The 21,809-nt window shown below is 49.3% G+C and carries 24 protein-coding genes; all 24 read right to left on the bottom strand.

Features of this window, described 5'->3' with window-relative positions; all coding sequences use genetic code 11:
* Nucleotides 1–26: 26 nt before the first annotated feature.
* The 24 genes from rpoS to LAT77_RS07555 all read right to left on the bottom strand — a co-directional run bounded on the left by rpoS (nucleotide 27) and on the right by LAT77_RS07555 (nucleotide 21,804).
* On the bottom strand, nucleotides 27–1,007 hold the full coding sequence (rpoS, locus tag LAT77_RS07670) for an RNA polymerase sigma factor RpoS (protein WP_290563973.1): 981 nt from the start codon (nucleotides 1,005–1,007) through the stop codon (nucleotides 27–29).
* Nucleotides 1,008–1,036: 29 nt separating this feature from the next.
* Nucleotides 1,037–1,984: a peptidoglycan DD-metalloendopeptidase family protein gene (locus LAT77_RS07665; protein WP_290563972.1), complete on the bottom strand. Its 948-nt coding sequence runs from the start codon at nucleotides 1,982–1,984 to the stop codon at nucleotides 1,037–1,039.
* 21 nt (nucleotides 1,985–2,005) lie between these two features.
* The gene (locus LAT77_RS07660) at nucleotides 2,006–2,584 is read right to left on the bottom strand and encodes a YqaA family protein (RefSeq protein WP_290563971.1); all 579 of its coding nucleotides are present in this window, start codon (nucleotides 2,582–2,584) and stop codon (nucleotides 2,006–2,008) included.
* Nucleotides 2,581–3,222, bottom strand: a complete 642-nt coding sequence (locus LAT77_RS07655) for a protein-L-isoaspartate(D-aspartate) O-methyltransferase (protein WP_290563970.1) — start codon at nucleotides 3,220–3,222, stop codon at nucleotides 2,581–2,583. Before LAT77_RS07655 ends, LAT77_RS07660 begins: the two co-directional genes overlap by 4 nt.
* Entirely contained in the window at nucleotides 3,219–3,971 is a 753-nt protein-coding gene (gene surE, locus LAT77_RS07650) for a 5'/3'-nucleotidase SurE (RefSeq protein ID WP_290563969.1), read from the bottom strand. Before surE ends, LAT77_RS07655 begins: the two co-directional genes overlap by 4 nt.
* Entirely contained in the window at nucleotides 3,968–5,041 is a 1,074-nt protein-coding gene (gene truD / locus LAT77_RS07645; protein ID WP_290563968.1) for a tRNA pseudouridine(13) synthase TruD, read from the bottom strand. Before truD ends, surE begins: the two co-directional genes overlap by 4 nt.
* Entirely contained in the window at nucleotides 5,038–5,517 is a 480-nt protein-coding gene (ispF, locus tag LAT77_RS07640; RefSeq protein WP_290564052.1) for a 2-C-methyl-D-erythritol 2,4-cyclodiphosphate synthase, read from the bottom strand. Before ispF ends, truD begins: the two co-directional genes overlap by 4 nt.
* Before the next feature lie 2 nt (nucleotides 5,518–5,519).
* Complete coding sequence (gene ispD, locus LAT77_RS07635; RefSeq protein ID WP_290563967.1) at nucleotides 5,520–6,239, bottom strand: 2-C-methyl-D-erythritol 4-phosphate cytidylyltransferase; 720 nt, start codon at nucleotides 6,237–6,239, stop codon at nucleotides 5,520–5,522.
* A complete protein-coding gene (gene ftsB / locus LAT77_RS07630; protein ID WP_290563966.1) occupies nucleotides 6,239–6,529 on the bottom strand; it encodes a cell division protein FtsB in 291 nt (96 codons plus the stop codon). Before ftsB ends, ispD begins: the two co-directional genes overlap by 1 nt.
* Nucleotides 6,517–7,191 (bottom strand): hypothetical protein, encoded by a 675-nt coding sequence (locus LAT77_RS07625; RefSeq protein WP_290563965.1) that lies wholly within the window; start codon nucleotides 7,189–7,191, stop codon nucleotides 6,517–6,519. Before LAT77_RS07625 ends, ftsB begins: the two co-directional genes overlap by 13 nt.
* A 10-nt stretch (nucleotides 7,192–7,201) precedes the next feature.
* Nucleotides 7,202–8,491 carry a phosphopyruvate hydratase gene (eno, locus tag LAT77_RS07620; protein WP_290563964.1) on the bottom strand — a complete coding sequence of 430 codons (1,290 nt, stop codon included), beginning with the start codon at nucleotides 8,489–8,491 and terminating at the stop codon, nucleotides 7,202–7,204.
* A gap of 30 nt (nucleotides 8,492–8,521) precedes the next feature.
* Nucleotides 8,522–10,177: a CTP synthase gene (locus LAT77_RS07615; protein ID WP_290563963.1), complete on the bottom strand. Its 1,656-nt coding sequence runs from the start codon at nucleotides 10,175–10,177 to the stop codon at nucleotides 8,522–8,524.
* Nucleotides 10,178–10,265: 88 nt separating this feature from the next.
* Nucleotides 10,266–11,114 carry a nucleoside triphosphate pyrophosphohydrolase gene (gene mazG / locus LAT77_RS07610; RefSeq protein WP_290563962.1) on the bottom strand — a complete coding sequence of 283 codons (849 nt, stop codon included), beginning with the start codon at nucleotides 11,112–11,114 and terminating at the stop codon, nucleotides 10,266–10,268.
* A 2-nt stretch (nucleotides 11,115–11,116) separates the two neighbouring features.
* Nucleotides 11,117–13,306 carry a GTP diphosphokinase gene (gene relA, locus LAT77_RS07605; RefSeq protein WP_290563961.1) on the bottom strand — a complete coding sequence of 730 codons (2,190 nt, stop codon included), beginning with the start codon at nucleotides 13,304–13,306 and terminating at the stop codon, nucleotides 11,117–11,119.
* A 19-nt stretch (nucleotides 13,307–13,325) separates the two neighbouring features.
* The gene (acpS, locus tag LAT77_RS07600) at nucleotides 13,326–13,706 is read right to left on the bottom strand and encodes a holo-ACP synthase (RefSeq protein ID WP_290563960.1); all 381 of its coding nucleotides are present in this window, start codon (nucleotides 13,704–13,706) and stop codon (nucleotides 13,326–13,328) included.
* Nucleotides 13,707–13,712: 6 nt separating this feature from the next.
* Nucleotides 13,713–14,438, bottom strand: a complete 726-nt coding sequence (gene pdxJ, locus LAT77_RS07595) for a pyridoxine 5'-phosphate synthase (protein ID WP_290563959.1) — start codon at nucleotides 14,436–14,438, stop codon at nucleotides 13,713–13,715.
* Nucleotides 14,435–15,166: a DNA repair protein RecO gene (recO, locus tag LAT77_RS07590; RefSeq protein ID WP_290563958.1), complete on the bottom strand. Its 732-nt coding sequence runs from the start codon at nucleotides 15,164–15,166 to the stop codon at nucleotides 14,435–14,437. Before recO ends, pdxJ begins: the two co-directional genes overlap by 4 nt.
* A gap of 1 nt (nucleotide 15,167) precedes the next feature.
* Nucleotides 15,168–16,103 (bottom strand): GTPase Era, encoded by a 936-nt coding sequence (gene era, locus LAT77_RS07585; protein ID WP_290563957.1) that lies wholly within the window; start codon nucleotides 16,101–16,103, stop codon nucleotides 15,168–15,170.
* A complete protein-coding gene (gene rnc / locus LAT77_RS07580) occupies nucleotides 16,100–16,807 on the bottom strand; it encodes a ribonuclease III (RefSeq protein WP_290563956.1) in 708 nt (235 codons plus the stop codon). Before rnc ends, era begins: the two co-directional genes overlap by 4 nt.
* Nucleotides 16,804–17,697 carry a signal peptidase I gene (gene lepB / locus LAT77_RS07575; protein ID WP_290563955.1) on the bottom strand — a complete coding sequence of 298 codons (894 nt, stop codon included), beginning with the start codon at nucleotides 17,695–17,697 and terminating at the stop codon, nucleotides 16,804–16,806. Before lepB ends, rnc begins: the two co-directional genes overlap by 4 nt.
* A gap of 53 nt (nucleotides 17,698–17,750) precedes the next feature.
* Nucleotides 17,751–19,568 (bottom strand): translation elongation factor 4, encoded by a 1,818-nt coding sequence (gene lepA, locus LAT77_RS07570; RefSeq protein WP_290563954.1) that lies wholly within the window; start codon nucleotides 19,566–19,568, stop codon nucleotides 17,751–17,753.
* Nucleotides 19,569–19,743: 175 nt separating this feature from the next.
* Entirely contained in the window at nucleotides 19,744–20,181 is a 438-nt protein-coding gene (locus LAT77_RS07565) for a SoxR reducing system RseC family protein (protein WP_290563953.1), read from the bottom strand.
* Nucleotides 20,178–21,185 (bottom strand): MucB/RseB C-terminal domain-containing protein, encoded by a 1,008-nt coding sequence (locus tag LAT77_RS07560; RefSeq protein ID WP_290563952.1) that lies wholly within the window; start codon nucleotides 21,183–21,185, stop codon nucleotides 20,178–20,180. The genes LAT77_RS07565 and LAT77_RS07560 overlap by 4 nt, the downstream gene beginning before the upstream one ends.
* A 7-nt stretch (nucleotides 21,186–21,192) precedes the next feature.
* Nucleotides 21,193–21,804 carry an RseA family anti-sigma factor gene (locus LAT77_RS07555; RefSeq protein ID WP_290563951.1) on the bottom strand — a complete coding sequence of 204 codons (612 nt, stop codon included), beginning with the start codon at nucleotides 21,802–21,804 and terminating at the stop codon, nucleotides 21,193–21,195.
* Nucleotides 21,805–21,809: the final 5 nt, after the last annotated feature.

Genomic DNA, 21,809 nt, shown 5'->3' with positions numbered 1-21,809 from the left:
TGTTTAATGTCACCGATAATTCGCGATCAATTTCCGGAAAATATTGATTCGTTTGACAACCCTTGTTGCTGCATCATCTCTCGCAATCGACGCAATGCTTCAACTTGAATTTGGCGAACACGTTCACGTGTTAAACCAATCTCTGAACCGACATCTTCCAACGTCGCTGGTTCATAGCCAAGCAAACCAAAACGGCGTGCAAGTACTTCTTTTTGTTTAGCCGTCAAACTATCAAGCCAACCAAGCAAGCGTTCGCGTAAATCATCGTCTTGTAAAATACCTTCCGGACCGATTTCACTTTCATCGGCAATAATATCCAACAACCCTTTCTCGCCTTCACCAGACAAGGGTGTATCTACGGACGCTATACGCTCATTCAGTCGGAGCATCTTATTCACATCTGCGACTGGGCAATCAAGGCTATGGGCGATATCTTCAGCGGTTGGCTCGTGCTCGAGTTTTTGCGCTAATTCGCGCGCTGCACGCAGGTAAATATTCAGTTCTTTAACAACGTGAATGGGTAAGCGGATGGTGCGGGTTTGATTCATAATCGCACGTTCGATGGTTTGCCGGATCCACCACGTGGCATAGGTTGAAAAACGAAAACCGCGTTCAGGATCGAATTTCTCAACAGCTCGAATCAGACCCAAATTTCCTTCTTCGATTAAATCGAGTAACGCCAACCCCCGATTTTGATAGCGGCGAGCAATTTTCACAACGAGACGAAGGTTGCTTTCAATCATACGTTGACGTGCTTTCGCATCGCCTTTCAACGCTAAACGTGAAAAATAAACCTCTTCCTCTGCGGTTAGCAGTGGCGAAAAGCCAATTTCATTCAGATAAAGCTGAGTTGCATCGAGCTTACGTTGATATTTTGAGTTATTGGCAAGCGCTTCTTCAAGCTCCGCATCGATCTCTTCGCGGCTACTATCCGCAGTCGCGTCTCCTGAAAATTCCAGGTCTTCAGAGACGTCATTTTCTTCTTCGTTCTGGTGCTCGTCTCGCATTTACAACCCCTCCAACGCGTGTGCTTAACTTAGCGATTTCTTGGCAAATAATTTTCCGGATTGACCGAATCACCACGAAAACGCAATTCAAAGCGCAAACGTACATCATCCCTACCACTACTTCCCATTGTGGCTATGTGTTGCCCTGCTTCGATCCATTGTTGCTCACGCACCAATATTTCATCGTTATGACCGTAAGCAGTAATATAATCATCATTATGTTTCAGAATTATTAACTGACCGTATCCTCGTAACGCGGAACCAACATAGACAACTCGACCCGCAGCTGCAGCATAAATTGCTTCACCACGCTGCCCTGCAAATTCGAGGCCGCGACCACCCGGTTCCTGACTATTAAATCGTCGAACCACGCTTGCTTGGGTTGGCCATTGCCACCGAATCTGGCCACTAGCCTGCTGTCGCTGTTGTGGCGGAGTCGCCACCACCCGAGGTGCTGGCGGCACCGCAGTGGGCGTTTGATTTGCCGTGCTAGTGGTCTGTTTTGGTGTCGTTTTTTCTGATTCGCTCGTTACACCATACTCGTTCTCTGAACCGCTGGCAACAGGTTTTACTATACCATTCGTGCTATTTGTAGCTGAATTGTTAGCGCCAGTTGCTGTCCGTGTTGCAGGTGCTGAAACGCCCTGTGCCGGCCGCAAACGCAACGTCTGACCGACGAAAATGGTATAGGGCTCTTGTAGGTTATTTAAACGGGCAATTTCGCGCATATCCATATTGGCACGAAAAGCGATTGAATAGAGCGTTTCTCCGCGCTGAACTTGATACGTGTCAGCACTCAGCGATGCGCGTTCATAGTCGTGAACACTATAACCACGATAGACTTGATCGACCGGTGCGGGACTAGGCGTGCTGCCACAACCCGTCAAAGTAACAGCCGCAACGAGCAAAGCAAACTCGCGATATCGCTTGCAGATACCGTTCAGTTTAGTCGGACTTTGGCTGCTATATCGCCGCACGCAGACTCCTTTGCTTCAGTGTTAACGTATTAATAAATATACAATAACAGCCAAAGCAACAATAACCCAGCCAATCGTGTCTAAATGCTGGCGTAAATGTTTCTCCATAATCGGACCACCCCAGCGCATCAACCAAGCGACAAGAAAAAAGCGCATGCTCCGACCGATTATGGATGCAATGACAAAAGGCAAAAATGCGATCGACATGACCCCTGCAGTCACCGTGAATACTTTATAGGGGATCGGTGAAAACCCAGCGAGGAAGATAACCCAAAAACCCCAATCATTAAACCATTGCTGAGCCGTTTCAAAGGTACCGACGTTGCCGAAATATTCGAGTGCGGGTAGAACTAGCGGCTCAAACGCTATAAGCCCAAGCAAATAGCCCGCAATACCACCAAGCACAGAGAAGAGGGAGGTAAGGAACGCAAAATAATAAGCTTTACTCGGTTGAGCAATCGCCATTGGAGCGAGCATCACATCAACTGGGATTGGAAATATGACCGACTCTGCAAAGCTGACTCCGGCAAGAATCGAAGGTGCGCGCCGATGACGAGACCATATCAGTGCTTTGTCATACAAGGCGGTAAATATCTTCAAGCTAAATCTCCTGCAATGAGCGGTACAAATTTAACCGCACCCTCGCTGCGCTGCTGAAACTCGTCACCTTGACGCTGAATCAACAAAAGTTCCTGCGATTGTTCACCAACAGGGATAATTAATCGACCACCTTCAGGGTTTAATTGCTGCAATAGTAATTCTGGCACTCGAGCAGCTGCTGCAGTGACTAAAATGGCATCAAACGGCGCTTTACTCGCCCACCCTTGCCAGCCGTCACCGTGGCGCAATGCGACATTATGCAAATCCATTCGTTTCAAGCGACGCTGAGCTTGATACTGCAATGAACTTATACGTTCGACAGAGAAAACTTTATCCACCAACTGCGCCAGAATTGCCGTTTGATAACCGGAGCCGGTTCCGATCTCCAACACAGACTTGGGTGCGCCAGCAAGCACTAATTCAGTCATTTTCGCAACCATGTAGGGCTGTGAAATCGTCTGTCCATTACCGATTGGCAAAGCGGTATTGTCGTAAGCTTGGTGCGCTAACGACTCGGGCATAAATTCATGGCGCGGCGTCGTGGCAATTGCCTGTAAAACTAATGAATCAGTGATTCCGAGCGTTTGCAATTTTGCCGCTAGTCGCTTCGCTACACCCTGGTGATTGGTAACTTTCATAAGGACTTATCTAACCACTCCTGAACTTTCTCTTGATCATCGCGTGCTGTCATATCCACCGTCAATGGTGTAATCGAAACAAAACCGTCTCGGACAGCAGAAAAATCGGTCCCCGGACCATCGTCACGTTGCGGTCCGACCGGCCCATACCAAAATATTTCTCGCCCCCATGGGTCGCTGCCGCGAACCATATGTTCGGCGCGGTGGCGACGCCCTAAGCGAGTCAATTTCCAACCTTTCAACTGCTCGTAGGCAACGTAAGGTACATTCACATTCAACACAAAATCAGACTGCAGTGGTTGCTTCTGTAGCCGTGTAATGAGTTCCGCGACAACCCGTGCTGCGGTTTCATAATAGTCATGCCCGTGCTCACCCATGGATACCGCAATCGCAGGTAAACCGATAAAACGCCCTTCGGTTGCTGCCGCGACAGTTCCAGAATAAATGACGTCATCCCCCATATTTGGGGCGTCATTAATACCCGAAACAACCAAATCCGGCTCCTCACCAAGTGGCGAGTTCGTGCCAATATGGACACAGTCGGTTGGCGTGCCATTGACCGAATAAAAGCCATTCTCAAGTTGTTCCACTCGCAATGGATTATGCAAGGTCAACGAATTACTCGCCCCCGAGCAATTGCGGTCGGGCGCGATGACAACCACATCAGCAATTTTACTCAGTTCTCGATGTAAGGCTGCGAGGCCCGGCGCACGCACACCGTCATCGTTACTCAAAAGGATCTTCATCATTCTTCTCCATGCTTGCGTGGCGGACTTTGAAAATCGCCCAGCTCTTGCAAGACACTCGTCGCAAAACAACCAGCGGGTAAAGTAAAGGCAAGGCAAACAGAATCCGCTGTCACTGGCGTGACCTCTAAGTCTGTTGGTTGTAACCAAAGTGCACGTCGTTCTGGCTTCACGCGACTTGCTTTTAACCCGTTCACTAATGCTGGGAAACGCTCGGCAATCTGTCGTTCAAAAGCCAGTGCAGCCGCAGTTGCAGGGCTGTCACCATCACCAACCAAGGGGCCACTGACCTGAATGTCACCTTCGTCAAAGCGTTGTTGAATAACCGTATCAATCATATCAGCGGTAAAATAGGAGTGACTGCCCGCAAGCAGAAATACATCTCCCTCGATGAGGTCACTACCATGCAACGCCATGCGCTCAGCAAGGTAATGATTGAACACCCAAGACCGCGCCGAGGACAGCAAAATACTGCGTAGATTGCGGTCTTTAATTCGTTTACCGGCAAACATCTGCTCAGCTTGGCGGATGTTATCTTGGCCGAAACCAAAACGTTGTTCGCCATAGTAGTTTGGCACCCAAATCGTATTAGCTTGCAGACGATGGATAAGGGCATCCAGATCGGTCACCGCGCTCAGTACGATTTCAAAACGATTCTGCTTGTGACTGCCACGGCGCAGTTTCTTACCACTGCGCAGTGCTTCAACAAGTTCAACAGAGGCATCCGCGAAATGTGGGCCATGATTTGCCAGTGCTGTAGCAAACAGTGCAAACCAATCTGGGTTCGATAATGCGGGTAACTGCACCGAAAACCATTGTTCCGTGACAGCAACTTTGTCTTTCAGACCAGAGTAACCGACTTCGCGCACCGGAACGTCCACCAGTTTGGCGATAAGCTTCGCGACTTGGACAGTCGTGAGCTGGGTTTTGCGGACATACAACCAGTGATGCTGACCTTTCGCGTCAGTCGTTGGTGTGAAGCCGAGAATTTCACGCACCTTAAAATCACTAGGTTGCGCTTTATATGTGCCAGAAATTGTCGTTGAAGGTTGCAACTGCGGCCATGAAATCATACCACCGCACCTGCCAAAAGCACCGTGGCCATCGCCGCGATTCCTTCTTTTCGGCCCGTAAAACCGAGTCCTTCTGTGGTCGTTGCTTTCACGTTAATTTGCTGCGGAGCGACAGCGAGGAGAGTTGCGATGCGCTCTTGTATCGCCTGACGATGCGGGTTTATTTTGGGCTTCTCGCAAATCACAGTAACATCCATGTTGACGAGCTGATAGTTCTGCAGGCAAACCTCTTGCCAAACTTTTTGTAGCAGTAGACCACTGTCGGCACCCGCAAACTCCGGATCATTGTCCGGAAACCAAACGCCGATATCACCGCCACCAATCGCACCGAGAAGTGCATCAGCAATGGCATGCAATAATACATCGCCATCTGAATGCGCTAATAGCCCGTGATCGCAGTCGATGCTAATACCGCCCAATCGAATTGGTCCGTCACCACCAAATTTGTGCACGTCAAAGCCTTGACCAATACGCATGTTCATATAAAAGACCTATTTAACTGTTTTAAATAATACTCGACCAAGGCAAGATCTTCCGGGTCAGTCACTTTCATGGCTTGGCGACTACCCATCACGAGTAACGGTTTTTCACCGCAAAATTCCAGTGCTGAACTTTCATCAGTCAGCGCGGCATTCTCCGCCAGTCCAGCTTCGAGCGCTTGTATTAACCGCCCCAATTGGAAAACCTGTGGCGTTTGCGCCAGCCAGAGCTTTTCCCGATCTAATGTTTGCGCGCTAACAGGCTTCGAGCTCTGTGCGCTTTGCGTCATTGCTTGCTTAACTGTATCACGCACCGGTAAAGCCAATAATGCACCCGACTCTGGCGACCCTTCGGCCGCATCAAGAAGTCGCGCTAACACCTCTGCTGCCAATGCCGGCCGCGCCGCATCATGCACTGCTGCCAATGTTGTAGCGGCAACCCCAGAGTCTTGTGCTGCATGCAGTGCGGTAAGCACAGATTGCGCGCGAGTTGCGCCACCAAGTGTCACTTGTACTCGCGAATCGGCGGCAAAATGAGAGGTTGACCACCATTGATCCTCGTCCTGCAAAGCAACCCAAACACGCTCAATACGAGGATCTTGCAGTAACGCAAAAATACTCTGATCTAAGATGGTTTTTCCACAACATTGAAGATATTGCTTGGGAATCTCCGCTCCCATTCGCTGACCTATACCTGCAGCAGGTATAATCCCTATCATCAATCAATTTCCTCTTCATGCATGGGGATGAGTCGAAAGAAAGTTTCCTCAGGACGCACGAAACCAAGCTCGTTGCGAGCCCGTTCTTCAACCGCCTCTAAAGCATTGCGTAAATCTTTAATGTCAGCTTCGATCAGTTGGTTTCGCTGTTGCAAGGTTGCGTTAATTTGCTCCTGACGGGCGAGATCATTTTGCAGTTCTCGGTAATCCTTGACGCCGTGCTGGCCAAACCAAATCCGATACTGTAACGCTAATACCAATAGTATTAGAATTGCGGTTACAACGCGCATCGCCGAATCTCCCCTAAACGCTGCCAATCAATCGACGCTGACAATAATAAGCTACGCAAGTCTAATGCCTGCGGCGGCAGTTTATTGCCCGCTCGCCAGCGATGACCAGCACATGCAGCCGCCAATACGGCTTTGGTCGGCTTCAAAAGATGCAAAGTGACACCGTCTGTCGTTGCATCTAAATGACCACCATCAAGGCCGAACCAACCATAATAGTTAAGATGCAGTTTTTCTTGTGTAAGTGCAAGCTGGTCCACTGAATCAAGACGAATACTTATGGTTTGCGTAGCTTCATCGAGGACGAATACAGGTAAGGGTAAAGCAAGTTTTGCGTGTTTGTTTAACCAAGCGGCAAGCTCACGACTTGCCTCACTCGGTAGCCATGGCTTACTGCGCTGCTTGGCAAGCCAACAGGCACTTTGAACGTCGAGTGCGAGAGGAATAGCCGGCTCGAGCTGTGCTTCGAGCAATGCCGCAGCAGTTTTGCGCACATATTGGGGAACGCTAGCCAAACGGCGCTGCAACGCAGCACCATGGGTTTGAAAGCGAGTTTCTTGTGAGCGCGCCAAATACACCAACTCCGCTTCGAAAAGCGCATTACACAGCTCGGTATAATCACCGCCATAGCCAAGTTGTGGAAATATATCGGTTTGGCGCGTCACAATCGGGACCTTACTGGCCCTTTACTTCTTGCAGACCACGATAAGCCACATCACCAAGTTGCGACTCAATACGCAACAATTGATTGTATTTCGCCACCCGATCTGAGCGACAAAGACTACCGGTTTTAATTTGCCCTGCAGCCGTGCCAACCGCTAAATCAGCGATGGTCGCGTCTTCCGTTTCACCCGAGCGGTGCGAAATTACCGCGGTGAAACCCGCTTCCCGCGCCATGCGAATAGCATTCAAGGTTTCCGTTAGACTGCCGATCTGATTAAATTTGATCAGGATGGAGTTACCGATCCCTTCACTGATACCACGCTGTAAAATCTTCGTGTTCGTGACAAACAAGTCATCGCCAACCAATTGCACCCGCTCACCCAGTTTTTCCGTAAGCGTTTTCCAACCAGCCCAATCACTTTCATCAAGACCGTCTTCAATCGACACGATCGGATAGCGATCGCATAGTTCTGCCAAATAATCGGCAAACTCTTCGGCGGTGAAGCTCTTGCCCTCTCCACTTAGATGGTATTTGCCGTCGCGATAAAACTCTGATGCCGCGCAGTCAAGTGCTAAGGTAACGTCTTTACCCAGCTGGTAACCGGCATTTTTTACCGCTTCGGAAATCACCGCTAGCGCTTCTTCGTTCGAGGCCAAGTTTGGTGCAAAACCACCTTCGTCACCGACTGCCGTGCTTAAACCACGCGCTTTCAGCACGGCTTTCAGTGCATGGAAAATTTCCGCACCGACACGTAATCCCTCAGAGAAGCTCTTCGCACCAACCGGTTGCACCATGAATTCTTGGATATCAACGTTGTTATCCGCGTGTTCACCGCCATTGAGGATATTCATCATCGGCAACGGCATGCTGTACTCGCCTGATGTACCGTTCAAGTCAGCAATATGCTCAAAGAGTTCAACGCCTTTGCTCACCGCCGCTGCTTTGGCCACAGCCAAAGAAACCGCTAAAATTGCGTTAGCACCGAGTTTCTCTTTGTTCTCAGTTCCATCCAACTTAAGCATCGCGTTATCAATCGCTTCTTGATTCAGCGCTGACATGCCATTTAAGACTTCCGCAATCGCACCGTTAATATTCGCAACCGCTTGTAATACACCTTTGCCGAGATAACGACCGGCGTCACCATCGCGTAATTCTAGAGCTTCGCGGCTACCTGTCGATGCGCCACTTGGCGCAGCGGCACGACCCATGCTGCCATCGTCAAGATAAACATCGGCTTCGACCGTTGGGTTACCGCGTGAATCCATGATTTCACGACCAATAATCTTAACTATCTTGCTCATCATCTGATCCTTACTGAATTTAGTCTTGAATTAATCGCTGATCGGTTGCAAATTCCGTTGGCGTTGCTGATAGTCACGCGCTGCTTCAACAAAGCTTGCAAATAATGGATGACCATCACGCGGCGTTGAGGTGAATTCCGGATGGAACTGCACCGCGACAAACCATGGATGTTCAGCAATCTCAATCGTTTCCACGAGCCGTTTGTCGGCGGAAAGACCAGAAAAGGTCAGCCCCGCATCACTCAGTTGCTGGCGATAATTATTGTTCACTTCATAACGATGACGATGACGCTCTTCGATCGTTTCTGCACCATAAATTGCGCGGATTTTGGTATCCGGCAATAAATGGCACTGCTGTGCGCCTAACCGCATGGTTCCACCTAAGTCGGAACCTGAATCACGAATCTCTTTCTGACCGTTTTCATCCATCCACTCAGTAATTAAACCGACAACTGGGTGTGCAGTATGTTCATCAAATTCGGTACTATTGGCACCTTCGAGACCGGCAACATGGCGTGCATACTCAATCAGTGCAACCTGCATGCCTAAACAAATACCAAGATACGGCAGATTGTTCTCACGCGCATATTGTGCCGCCATGATTTTGCCTTCAATACCACGGCCACCAAAACCTCCAGGCACTAGAATCGCATCGACACCTTCAAGTTTAGCAACACCTTTGGTTTCGACATCTTGGGAATCGATATAGCGAATATTAACCGTCACACGGTTGTGCAAGCCCGCATGCGCTAGAGCTTCGTTGACCGATTTATAGGCGTCTGGTAATTCAACATACTTGCCGACAAAGCCAATCGTCACTTCGCCAACTGGATTCGACTCAAGATAGAGAACCTTTTCCCACTCGCTCAAATCGGCTTCTGGGCAGTCCATACCAAAGCGCTCAAGCACTAAGTCATCAATCCCTTGCGATTTCAGAATCGCTGGAATTTTATAAATGCTTGGCACATCTTTTAAAGAAATAACCGCACGCTCTGAAACATTGGTAAACAACGCAATTTTCGCCCGCTCATTAGCAGGGACTGTCCGGTCTGAACGACAGATAAGAATATCAGGTTGAATCCCCAATGAACGCAGCTCTTTCACTGAGTGTTGGGTTGGTTTGGTTTTCACTTCGCCGGCTGCACCAAGGAATGGCACTAGCGTCAAATGAATGAAAAGCGTCCGATGGCGGCCAACTTCAGCCGACAACTGGCGAATGGCTTCCAGGAAAGGTTGCGACTCAATATCACCCACAGTGCCGCCAATTTCAATTAAGGCAATGTCGTTGCCCTCAGCACCATCAATAATTCGGCGCTTAATCTCATTGGTGATGTGCGGGATCACTTGAATCGTTGCACCCAGATAATCACCGCGACGCTCGCGGCGAATCACGTCTTCGTAGACGCGGCCTGTGGTGAAGTTATTTTTCTTGGTCATGCGTGAACGAATAAAACGCTCATAATGGCCAAGATCGAGGTCGGTTTCAGCTCCGTCACAAGTGACAAACACTTCGCCGTGCTGAATGGGGCTCATGGTTCCTGGATCAACGTTGATATACGGATCCAGTTTCATGATGGTTACTTTGAGTCCGCGCGCTTCTAAAATAGAAGCTAACGAAGCCGCCGCAATACCTTTCCCCAGCGAAGAAACTACACCGCCGGTTACAAAAATATATTTAGTCGCCATGCAAAACCTGCTGCGTCAGGGTAAATGAATCGTGGAAAAGGAACTTAAGACGGGAAAACAGTATACCCGAGCATTGCCGCTGCGGCAATCATGAAAGTTCGCGTTTTGCCTGTTGCCAAAGTAATTCGAGTTCAGACAAGGGTTGCTCCGCTAATTCACGCTGCTCAGCAGCGGCGAGAGCCTCGACCTGGCGAAAACGACGCATAAACTTTTGATTCGCTCGACCCAGGGCTGTTTCGGGATTGACTTTGGCATGACGGGCTAAGTTCACCACCGCAAATAACAAGTCACCTATTTCATCCTCAACGCGATCCTGAATTGTCGCTTGCTCGGCGTCGACTGCTGCGACTTGCAGCGCTTCGAGTTCGACGGTTACTTCATCAAGCTCTTCGCCAACTTTAGCCAGCACTTGCTGCGCATTATCCCAGTCAAAGCCAACCGCAGCACAACGCTTTTGTATCTTCATGGCTTGCAGAAGCCCCGGTAAATTTTGCGGTATATCAGCAAAGACACTGGTATCTGTTGCTGCCTCTGCACGCTCCTGTCGTTTGATTTGCTCCCATTGTCGGAGCACCTCTGTAGCATCATTCGCTTGCGCATCACCAAAAACATGGGGATGTCGACGCACTAGCTTGTCAGCGATGGCTGCTGCCACTTGGTCAAAGTCATAGTCGCCAGCTTCCTCCGCCAAGCGTGCATAGAACACCACTTGAAAAAGCAGGTCGCCCAGCTCATCGCGGATTGCGTCAACATCGCCGCTGTGAATTGCTGCTGCAACTTCATAAGCCTCTTCCAACGTATACGGAATCAGCGAACGCATCGTTTGCTGCAAGTCCCAGGGACAACCACCGTCGGGGTTGCGCAACGCTGCCATTATCTCGAGGAGACGCTGCATATGGGGTAATGGTGACGCTGTTATTTTCGAGTCTTCAGGCATAATTATTTCCGTTGTGCACTGCGTACATGGCTAACTTGCTGAATCCGAGCCAGCAGCCGCTGCACATCACTGTTATGCCGCACCATAATTTCCAGCTCAATCATCACCTGCTGCGTGTCCGCATCCATTCGCGTGCTTACCTGATTTACGTTCACTTTTTCATGGCTCAAAATACTGGTGATATCATGTAATAAACCGGAGCGATCGTCGGCGATAATCATTAACTTAGCTACGTATCGAGGTTGTTTTTGGTCGTCCACCCAATCGACCTCGATGCCGCGCGCCGGATTTTGTTGCAATAAATGCTGGAGCTGCTCACAATCCTGATGGTGTACGGACACCCCCCGCCCCTGGGTGATATAGCCCATGATGGGATCACCCGGGAGCGGCTGGCAACAGCGTGCATAATTCATCATTAAGTTACCAATGCCGGCAACTTTAACACCTTCGCGTTGTTTACCTGCTTTTGCTGGTGACCGCCGTTTCGTCGTCAGCTTTTCTAACTCATCAAGTGGCGTTTCACTTGGGCCACGGACAAAATTGACGACTTGATGCAAACGCACATCACCGGCACCAACGGCCGCCAATAAGTCATCCATGTGACTCATATTAAAGCGTTCAACTGCCCCTTGCGCATCCTGCAGCGTCAACTTATGTTTGTGTAACTCTTGTTCCAGTAATTCGCGACCAGCGACAACATTGTGTTCGCGATCAAATTTCTTAAAATAGGCCTGTACCTTGCTGCGTGCGCGCGCCGATTTCAAATAACCCAGCGCTGGGTTCACCCAATCACGTTTCGGATTCGGCTCTTTCTGGGTCATTATCTCAACCCGCTCACCATTGCCTAATTCATACGTGAACGGCACAATGCGGCCGTCGACTTTAGCGCCGATACAGCGATGACCGACCTGGGAATGGATATAATAGGCAAAATCAAGCGGCGTCGAACCCACGGGTAAATCAATCACATCACCTTTTGGGGTGAATACATAAACGCGGTCTTCAAACACCTGGCTGCGGATTTCTTGCACCAGCTCTTCGTTTTCCGCCATGTCTTCATGCCACGCGAGCAATTTCCGTAACCATGAAATTTTATCTTCGTAGCCTTGCGATCGCCCGCTGCCATGCCCCTCTTTATAAACCCAATGCGCAGCAACACCGAGTTCTGCGTCGTTGTGCATTTGCTCAGAGCGAATCTGAATTTCGACGTTTTTCTGCTCGGGCCCGATCACCACGGTATGAATTGACTGATAGCCATTGGCTTTCGGCGTCGCGACGTAATCATCAAATTCGGAGGCTAAATGCCGCCATTTGCTATGAACGATGCCTAACGCCGCATAACAATCCTTCAACGACTGCGTAATAATTCGCACCGCACGAATATCAAACAACTCATCAAACTGCAGATTTTTCTTCTGCATCTTTTTCCAAATACTAAAAATATGCTTGGGACGACCATAGACTTTGGCGTCCACATGCTGCGCATCCAGTTCGCTTTGCAAGTCGGTGACGAATGCTTCGATAAACTTTTCACGCTGCCAGCGTTTTTCATCAAGTTGCTTGGCAATGGCCATATAGATATCGGGGTGTAAGTAGCGAAACGCGAGGTCTTCAAGCTCCCATTTAAGTTGGCCAACGCCTAAGCGATTTGCCAAGGGTGCATAAATCTCGCTACATTCTTTGGCTGCAAGTACACGCGTTTCCTCATCAAGGTTTTTTACTTGACGCAAATAACAGACGCGTTCAGCCAGCTTCAGTAAAACAGCACGGACATCTTCCACCATAGCCAACAGCATTCGCCGCACGGCGTCAATTTGCGCCTCGCCGGGCTTGCCATGACGAAAATGTTGCAGCTCGCTGATGCTTTGCATTTGCTGGACGGTCGCAACTAACTGCGCCATTTCCGCATCCAAGTTCGCCTGCAACCAGTCGTCGTCACAAAGATTAGCTTCATAGAAGGGAACGACAAGTGCGGCCAGCAGTCCTTTCCGATCAAGATTGAGTTCGGCAAGAATCTCGACCATCTCCTGCCCTTTTAAAAGCAAGGTTTCAGTCTCAGGGTGTTGAATTTGACTCAGTGTGTGCGCGACGTCGGTGAGCTGTTCACGGATTTCAGGTTGCAGAATGTCCCCGAGCCAATTTTCCGGCTGAGAACCTTTTCGATCAACATGGACATTGCGAACCTGAACCATAACTCCTCCCTACTATGGCTTACGAACCCTCTAAAATTACAAACGCCTGTGCATAGTCAACTTCATCACTGAGTGAAACATGGGCTTGCGTCACTCCTAACGAGTCAGCTAACGCCAATGCGTTCTCACTGAAAGCGAGCAAGGGTCGTCCCAGAGCATCGTTACTAATTTCTATATGCTGCCAGCTTAACCCATTTTGCAAGCCAGTTCCCAACGCTTTTAATGCAGCTTCTTTTGCGGCGAAACGTTTGGCCAAATAACGTTCAGGCTGCTTCGACGCCAACATTAGCGCTTGCTCACGACTGGTGAGTAGGCGCTGCGCAAGTGCTGGCTGACGTTCCAGCGCTTGGCGCAGACGGGCAATTTCGACTATATCAGTACCAACCCCAATGATCGCCATAAACGCTCATCGTGCTCCTTGCAGAATTGCTTTCATTTCCCGTACCGCATCCGCTAAACCGCTGAACACAGCGCGAGCAATAATGGCATGACCAATATTCAGTTCGTAAATTTCTGGGATCGCCGCAATCGGATGCGTATTGTGGTAATGCAATCCATGCCCGGCATTCACCGTCAATCCAAGACTGGCGGCATAACGAGCCCCTTCTTGCAATTGCGCTAACGCCTTTTGCTGCTCAGTGCCATGGCTTTCGGCATAATGCCCCGTATGCAATTCAATAAATGGCGCTCCGGCCTCGTGAGCCGCGTCAATTTGACTTTTTTCGGCATCAATAAACAGGGAAACTAGAATTCCAGCATCATTCAATTCAGCCACCACATCTTTCGTTCGTTGCAACTGGCCAGCAACATTCAAACCACCTTCAGTGGTTAGCTCTTCCCGTTTTTCCGGAACTAAGCAGACAAATTCAGGTTTCGTTGCTTTCGCAATCGCCACCATTTCGTCGGTCATCGCCATTTCTAAATTCATCCGGGTTTGAATCGTCTCCGCCAATACACGTACATCGCGATCCGTAATATGACGACGGTCTTCACGCAAGTGAATTGTAATACCGTCAGCACCTGCTTGCTCGGCGATAGCCGCTGCCTGCACTGGTTCGGGATAAGCAACACCGCGGGCATTCCGCAAGGTTGCAATATGATCAATATTAACCCCCAGTAAAACAGGATTCATGATTTACCCTCTTGATTTGGTTGTTGTGCGTTTTGTTTTAATACGGCGCTGATCAATTCTCGGCTTTGCAATGGCTTACTGCCAAGGTACGGTTGCAGTGCGAGGCGCATTAATTTCTTGAGTTGCTGTAATAATGCCAGATCTAGATGCTGGAAGTCTGCTAATTGCAGAATTTCTTGGCCACTTAAAATCAATGATAAATCAGATTCGCTGACACCATGCTCAACCACAAAGCCCTGGCCCGGTATGAATCGATACATATGCTGCGGTAGAATCGGGTGACCATTGTCGGCTTCCTCGTGAAATGAGAAATCATGACCAAGCTGTTCCAATAACACTAACTCAAACTTACGTAAGATCGGCTCAATAAGGTCTTCTTTTTGCAATAACTCCAGCGCATCGAGGTATGCTTTAAATAAGTCAGGCAATTCAGTGTCATTCGGGAGTAGCCGTTGCAATAGCTCGTTTAAATACAAACCGCTATATAAGGCAAGACGCGTCAGAGGAAATGCCTGTTGTAGATCAGCACGTTTCAGGGTTTTTACTTCGCCACGGCCACTGAAGTCGATGTCTAAGAGTTGGAAGGGTTGTAGCGTCGCTCGCAAGGCGCTTTTCGCACTGCGAGCAGAACGGGCGATGACACGAAAGCGCCCGTTCTCAGCAGTAAAAAGGTCGACGAGTAATCCATGCTCCTGCCATGGCCAACGATGCAGGACAATGGCGTGCACCTTATTCCTCGCCGTAGCCTAGACTGCGCAGTGCCCGCTCGTCGTCTGCCCAGCCCGACTTCACTTTGACCCACAGCTGCAAGTTGACTTGGGTATCGATAAGCTTCTCAATGTCGCGCCGTGCATCACCACCGATCGTTTTTAACTTACTACCTTTGTTGCCAATGACCATGCGCTTTTGGCCTTCGCGTTCGACCAAAATCAGGGCATGAATGTGTACGACGCCATTGGTGCCCGTCTCATACTTCTCAATCTCGACCGTCGTTGAGTATGGCAGTTCATCACCGGTGTAGCGCATGAGTTTCTCACGCACGATTTCAGCAGCCATAAAGCGAACAGAGCGATCCGTGACATGATCAGCAGGATAAAAATGAATACCTGGGCGTAAATAGGCTCGCACTAATTCCTTGATTTTCGGCATGTGCTCTGGCGACATGGCGCAAATTGGCATGATCTCTTTAAATTCAAATTCAGCGCTGATTTTCTGAATATGTGGTAGTAATTTACCTTTGTCTTTCACCTGGTCGATCTTATTGATAATCAGCATCGCCGGGCGATTGGCGCGTTTAATCTTATTCAACACCATCTCGTCGTCGTCGGTCCAATGCGTACCTTCAACGACAAACAGAACCAAATCGACATCGCCCATCGACGAACTGGCAGCACGATTCATTAAACGGTTAATTGCCCTTTTTTCTTCTTTATGCAAGCCCGGAGTATCGACGTAAATGGTCTGATACGGACCTTCAGTATCAATACCGAGTATCCGGTGGCGGGTTGTTTGTGCTTTCTTCGACGTAATACTTACCTTTTGACCCAACAGCTGATTCAACAGGGTCGACTTGCCCACGTTTGGGCGACCAACAATCGCCACAAAGCCATTGTAAGTGTCATCAGTTTTACCGCTCTCTTGCGCTAAAAACTCGTCTAAATTCATCGTAATTCCTTGCCTTCCGGCAGCGCAGCAAGCTGCTCAATTGCGGCAGCCGCAGCCGCCTGTTCCGCTTTGCGGCGGCTCGTGCCCGATGCAACCACAGGTGCGGGCAACGGCTCGACTGAACAACTCACCGAAAACTTTTGATTGTGTGCCTGACCGGTTGTTGCCAGCACTTCATAGATGGGAAGCTCGAACTGCCGCCCCTGTAAATATTCTTGTAAACGTGTCTTTGGATCTTTTTGATTGTTCCCCGGTTTTATTTCTTGCAACAAGGGCTCAAACCAAGCACGAACAATCGTTTGCGCTTGAGTAATATCACTATCCAAAAAAATCGCACCAATAATGCCTTCGACCGCATCCGACAAAATTGAATCGCGGCGGAATCCACCGCTTTTTAACTCACCTGGTCCTAACTGCAAGAAAGGTCCCAGCTCGAATTGGCGAGCTATTTTCGCTAACATTTGACCACACACCAAAGTCGCGCGCATACGGCTTAATTCGCCTTCCGGCGACTTTGGAAAACGATGATAAAGTGCTTCCGCAATCACAACTGAAAGAATCGAGTCACCCAAAAATTCAAGCCGTTCATAGTGGGCGTCGCTGGCACTTCTGTGCGTTAAGGCTTGCACCAGTAGTGCGCGATCTTTAAAACTGTAGCCAATCCGTTTTTCGAGCGTTTTAAACTCAGACGCCGATAAACTCACTCTATTCTCCCTAAACGATCGAAGCGAACCTTGCTGGGCATCCAACGCGGTAAAACACTGTCAGGACTGCGCTCAAACTCAAGGCTGAGCCAAACAAACACCGCACGACCGACCAGCAGGTCTTCATTCACCATCCCCCAATATCTTGAGTCTAGTGAGTTATCGCGATTGTCGCCAACAAAGAAATAATGTCCTTCTGGCACATCCCATTGGAATGCTTGGCTGACAATATTACGCGATGGATCGACGAGGATTTCATAACTGACGTCACCGGTCGATTCGCTATATTTTTGTAACGGTGTGTTCTGCCGAAAGAAATCGCCAGAGTTCACTAATTCCTGTTGCAACTCAATCGGCTTAACATTGCCGCATTGTTGAAAACAACTCGGTTGCACAAAAAACGTTTTATCACGGTAAACCACGCGGTCGCCCGGCAAACCAATCACGCGCTTAATATAGTCAACATCGGGGTCAACTGGATACTTAAACACCGCAATGTCGCCACGTTCAGGACGTCCAGTACGAATCAACTCGTGACGTTTAATCGGATCACGCAAACCATAACGGAATTTCTCGACCAGAATAAAGTCACCCACAAGCAGCGTTGGTAACATCGAACCCGATGGAATCCGAAACGGCTCATATAAGAACGAACGCAAAATCAGAATACCCAGCAATACCGGGAATGCTGCTTGCGAGAAATCAGCTAATGCGGACTGTGGCGCCAATTGCTGCGCTTGTTCTTGATTTAATTTCAGACCTGACTGTTTCTCGGTTGCAGCAACCGTTTCTTTTCGCTTTGGTTTCCACACCCAATGGTCAATCGCCCAAATAATGCCGGTTAAGACAGTGGCGATCACCAACAGTAAGGAGAAATAATATGTGGTCATAGACTCGTCCCTTTGCGCTCACGCCCCGTCCCCATGACAGGGCTTTCACGCGCTTATTTTCCGGTTTTCAGTACCGCTAAAAAGGCTTCTTGCGGCACTTCAACATTACCTAACTGCTTCATCCGCTTTTTACCTTCTTTCTGCTTCTGTAACAGCTTTTTCTTCCGGCTGACGTCACCACCATAACACTTCGCAGTTACGTTTTTACGTAATTGCTTAACCGTGCTCCGTGCAATGACGTGGTTACCGATTGCCGCTTGAATCGCGATATCAAACATTTGACGCGGAATCAGTTCACGCATTTTATCGACGACTTCACGGCCACGATATTGCGCTTGACTGCGGTGCAAAATCATCGCAAGTGCGTCAACGCGCTCGCCGTTGATCATGATGTCAACACGCACCATGTCTGATTCTTCAAAGCGCTTAAAGTGATAATCCAACGAAGCATAACCACGGCTGGTGGACTTCAGTCGGTCGAAGAAATCCATCACCACTTCAGCCATCGGTAGCTCATAAGTCAATGCCACCTGCTTACCGTGATAAACCATGTTGGTTTGCACACCACGTTTTTCGATACACAAGGTAATGACGTTGCCCACGTGCTCTTGCGGCACTAAAATATGCGCTTCGACAATGGGTTCGTAAATCGCTTTAATATCGTTTACCGCCGGCAAATACGCAGGGTTATCCACCATCCGCGTTTCGCCTTTCGTGGTTTCGACTTTATAGACCACCGTTGGTGCTGTCGTGATCAAGTCGATATCATATTCCCGCTCAAGCCGTTCCTGAACGATTTCCATGTGCAGCATACCGAGGAAACCACAACGGAAGCCAAAGCCAAGTGCACCTGAGTTCTCCGGTTCAAAGAACAACGAAGCGTCATTCAGACTCAACTTATCGAGAGCGTCGCGGAAACTTTCGTAATCATCTGACGAAATCGGGAACATACCCGCGTAAACTTGCGGCTGAACCTTCTTAAAACCTGGAACCGGCTTTTCAGCTGGACGTTTCGCATGGGTTAAGGTATCACCGACCGGCGCACCGTGAATCTCTTTAATACCAGCGATCACATAGCCAACTTCGCCGGCACGGAGAACGCCCGTGTCGACTTGCTTCGGCGTAAAAATCCCAACTTTATCGACAATGTGATCGTGTCCCGTCGACATGACGCGCATTTTATCACCGGTGCGCAATACACCTTGCTTGATACGCACTAACGAGACGACACCTTGATAGTTATCAAACCAAGAATCCATGATCAGCGCACGCAGCGGTGCCTCATCGTCAGCATCCGCCGTCGGAGCTGGGATCTGCTTAACGATACGTTCCAGCACATCTTCGATACCAACACCGGTTTTCGCTGAGCAATGCACAGCGTCAACCGCTTGAATACCAACAATGTCTTCAATCTCTTGAGCGACACGGTCCGGCTCCGCTTGCGGTAAATCGATTTTATTAAGGACAGGAACGACTTCAAGATCCATGTCAATCGCGGTGTAGCAGTTAGCGAGCGTTTGTGCTTCGACCCCCTGTCCCGCATCGACCACTAACAACGCGCCTTCACAACCAGCAAGGCTACGTGAAACCTCATAAGAAAAATCCACATGGCCGGGCGTGTCAATAAAGTTCAACTGATAACGCTCGCCGTCTTTTGCATCGTAAAACAACGTCACACTCTGCGCTTTAATCGTGATTCCGCGTTCACGCTCGATATCCATCGAGTCGAGAACTTGTGCCGACATTTCACGATCGGCTAAGCCACCACAGAATTGAATCAAGCGGTCGGACAGTGTGGATTTACCATGGTCAATGTGCGCAATAATAGAAAAGTTGCGAATATTTTTCTTCGGAATGCCAGCTTGGCTCATGTACACCTCAATTTCCGGTCAGCCAGCAACATGCTGTGACTATTTCCCGTCTATAAGCGGCGAATTTTACTTTTTTTAGCGCAGAGAAACAATCAAAGCCGCTCGGGATGGCACGATTTTCGCCTTATTCCTCGCGAAAACGGGGTTCTTCCTATTGCTTTTGCTCAATAGCTGCCTATTGCGGTGAAATAAGATGGACTTGTAACAAGGTCCGCACCCGAGCATCGCGCGCGCGCAAGTAGCGGCGCAAACCATAAAAGCTCATCGCAAAGGCAACAGCAGCCAGGCCGATCGTGACTAATTCATGAGCGGGCACTAGCCAGCTACCGATCATAGCACCAGCAAAAAGAGCAAAAATAGGTAGTAAGTACATCAGCACGGAAAATTGCATCATCGCCTTTTCAGGCATAAGTAACTCAACCTGAGCGCCGACGGTCGGTGGATTCTCCAACCAAACGTCGAAAACTCCCCGCCGATCTGGAAAGGCTTTCGCGAGTAAGCCTGCGCCACAATGATTTTGTTGCTGACAGCCGCTACAGCCTGATTTTAACTGGGTTTGAATAGTCACTGAATGACCATCCACGGCAATGACTTCACCGAGCTCTCGAATCATCGCCGCACCGATAGTGCAATTCGCTGCAGGGTCGCCATCGGCACTCGACCTACGGCGGTGACTGTATAGTCTTGATGGTGGTGACTATAGAGCGAATCTAAACCTTCATAGCTCAGGGCACTGGCCGCTTTCGGATCTTCGCTCACATACACGGAAATACGCGTCATGCCGTCGGAATACAAAAAGTAATCGGCGGCAATGCCGGTCATGGGTAAGCGATGATGATTGGCGCGGACACGTTTAAACCCCTGCGGCAACCAATTCTTCTGCCATTCATGATGAACCGTTTGTTGATTCATTTCGTCTTGTGCAAGCGGCGGTAAACCCACTTGCTGAATTTGTAACAAGTCAGGATTAATTTGATCCGATAATTCCAAAGACGTCATTTGGATTTGCTCAAGGATGTCGCCGGAGGGTGAAATCGTTGCCATACGCAGCAGCATTCCAGTCTCGCGATCAAGCCAAAGCGAATAACCGAAGCGTTCTTGATCCCTCGGTACGAGACGCACATGCACCGCAGGACGATCAATCACACGAGCACCGCCCATCGCCACCGCATTGTATGACTCAGCGAGTTCGTTGAAATCAGCATAAAAACCGAGAGGGATCGGACCAAAAAGGCTTTTCGCCCGCACACTGTAGGGCGAAATCATCGGATGAAAATAAGAAACACGTTGTGCCCGGCGAACAATGTGAATTTCCGGACCATTCAAACTATATAGAACTTCAAGATCTTGGCCTTCTTCGCTATGCCCATGCAGCCAGCGGAACAACTCAACACGCTGACCTTGAACATGGACCAAAGAGGCACTGAAATTCTTTGTTTTTAACGCATGCTGCATGCGCTCAAACCAAATTCGACCGTCTTGAATCGACTGTTCCACAGTCCGCTCAATCGGCTCTTGGACCGGTGCTTCAACCGACTGCGCTAGCGCAGCTGCTGGAAGCACAGCGCTGGAACCTAAAACTCCACAAAGGAACAATGCGCCAACATAGTTTTGCATACGATATTTACGGATCCTGTTTGTCGATGTTGACATCGTGCAACTCGACTTCTGCTTGTTCATTTAACTGTAACTGTTGTTGATGGTCCATGAAGAAGGATTGCAATAAGCGCCGTTCAAAATCGGCATCGCCTTCATTGCTTGCAGGTGCCGCGACGGTATTAAAACTAACCGGATTAATCACACCACCCAGCGGCATCGTTTCCAATACGGTTGCTGAACGTTGAGTCGATTCAAGCGCAGGAGCACCATCGTCAATCGGTTGTAAATTCTGAATACCAACGATAGCCACAACAGCTACACTTGCAGCCACTGCAACATTCGCTGCTGGACGCACCCAATTGCGCTGACCGGCCCACAGTTTCAAGCGCGTCCAAGCTGAATGCGCATTAGAACCGGCTTGAGCGTATTGAGGCTCTGCTGCAACAGCAGCGGCAACGGCAGCAGAAATGTCAACTGACTGACCTTCTTTAACTTCACCACGTAGCATAGCGCCAACTAGTTGGTAGCGAAACCAACGTTCGCGATGGGCTGCATTCTCAACCAGATCCTGCATCGCATCGGTATCGAGCTGACCATCTAAAAGTGCTGACAGCTTTTCTTGTTGGTGTTCTGTCATCAGAT

The sequence above is a fragment of the Aliidiomarina sp. genome (genome assembly GCF_022565475.1).
Classification (GTDB): Bacteria; Pseudomonadota; Gammaproteobacteria; order Enterobacterales; family Alteromonadaceae; genus Aliidiomarina.
Note: the sequence above shows the minus strand (reverse complement) of the source record. Positions and strands in the feature narration are given on the sequence as shown.

Bases quoted from the DNA above. Each gene is read 5' to 3' on its own strand.
- rpoS (WP_290563973.1), bottom strand. From the start codon at position 1,007: ATGCGAGACGAGCACCAGAACGAAGAAGAAAATGACGTCTCTGAAGAC.
- LAT77_RS07655 (WP_290563970.1), bottom strand. From the start codon at position 3,222: ATGAAAGTTACCAATCACCAGGGTGTAGCGAAGCGACTAGCGGCAAAA.
- surE (WP_290563969.1), bottom strand. From the start codon at position 3,971: ATGATGAAGATCCTTTTGAGTAACGATGACGGTGTGCGTGCGCCGGGC.
- truD (WP_290563968.1), bottom strand. From the start codon at position 5,041: ATGATTTCATGGCCGCAGTTGCAACCTTCAACGACAATTTCTGGCACA.
- ispF (WP_290564052.1), bottom strand. From the start codon at position 5,517: ATGCGTATTGGTCAAGGCTTTGACGTGCACAAATTTGGTGGTGACGGA.
- ispD (WP_290563967.1), bottom strand. From the start codon at position 6,239: ATGATAGGGATTATACCTGCTGCAGGTATAGGTCAGCGAATGGGAGCG.
- ftsB (WP_290563966.1), bottom strand. From the start codon at position 6,529: ATGCGCGTTGTAACCGCAATTCTAATACTATTGGTATTAGCGTTACAG.
- eno (WP_290563964.1), bottom strand. From the start codon at position 8,491: ATGAGCAAGATAGTTAAGATTATTGGTCGTGAAATCATGGATTCACGC.
- LAT77_RS07615 (WP_290563963.1), bottom strand. From the start codon at position 10,177: ATGGCGACTAAATATATTTTTGTAACCGGCGGTGTAGTTTCTTCGCTG.
- mazG (WP_290563962.1), bottom strand. From the start codon at position 11,114: ATGCCTGAAGACTCGAAAATAACAGCGTCACCATTACCCCATATGCAG.
- relA (WP_290563961.1), bottom strand. From the start codon at position 13,306: ATGGTTCAGGTTCGCAATGTCCATGTTGATCGAAAAGGTTCTCAGCCG.
- acpS (WP_290563960.1), bottom strand. From the start codon at position 13,706: ATGGCGATCATTGGGGTTGGTACTGATATAGTCGAAATTGCCCGTCTG.
- pdxJ (WP_290563959.1), bottom strand. From the start codon at position 14,438: ATGAATCCTGTTTTACTGGGGGTTAATATTGATCATATTGCAACCTTG.
- era (WP_290563957.1), bottom strand. From the start codon at position 16,103: ATGAATTTAGACGAGTTTTTAGCGCAAGAGAGCGGTAAAACTGATGAC.
- lepB (WP_290563955.1), bottom strand. From the start codon at position 17,697: ATGACCACATATTATTTCTCCTTACTGTTGGTGATCGCCACTGTCTTA.
- lepA (WP_290563954.1), bottom strand. From the start codon at position 19,568: ATGAGCCAAGCTGGCATTCCGAAGAAAAATATTCGCAACTTTTCTATT.
- LAT77_RS07565 (WP_290563953.1), bottom strand. From the start codon at position 20,181: ATGATTCGAGAGCTCGGTGAAGTCATTGCCGTGGATGGTCATTCAGTG.
- LAT77_RS07560 (WP_290563952.1), bottom strand. From the start codon at position 21,185: ATGCAAAACTATGTTGGCGCATTGTTCCTTTGTGGAGTTTTAGGTTCC.
- LAT77_RS07555 (WP_290563951.1), bottom strand. From the start codon at position 21,804: ATGACAGAACACCAACAAGAAAAGCTGTCAGCACTTTTAGATGGTCAG.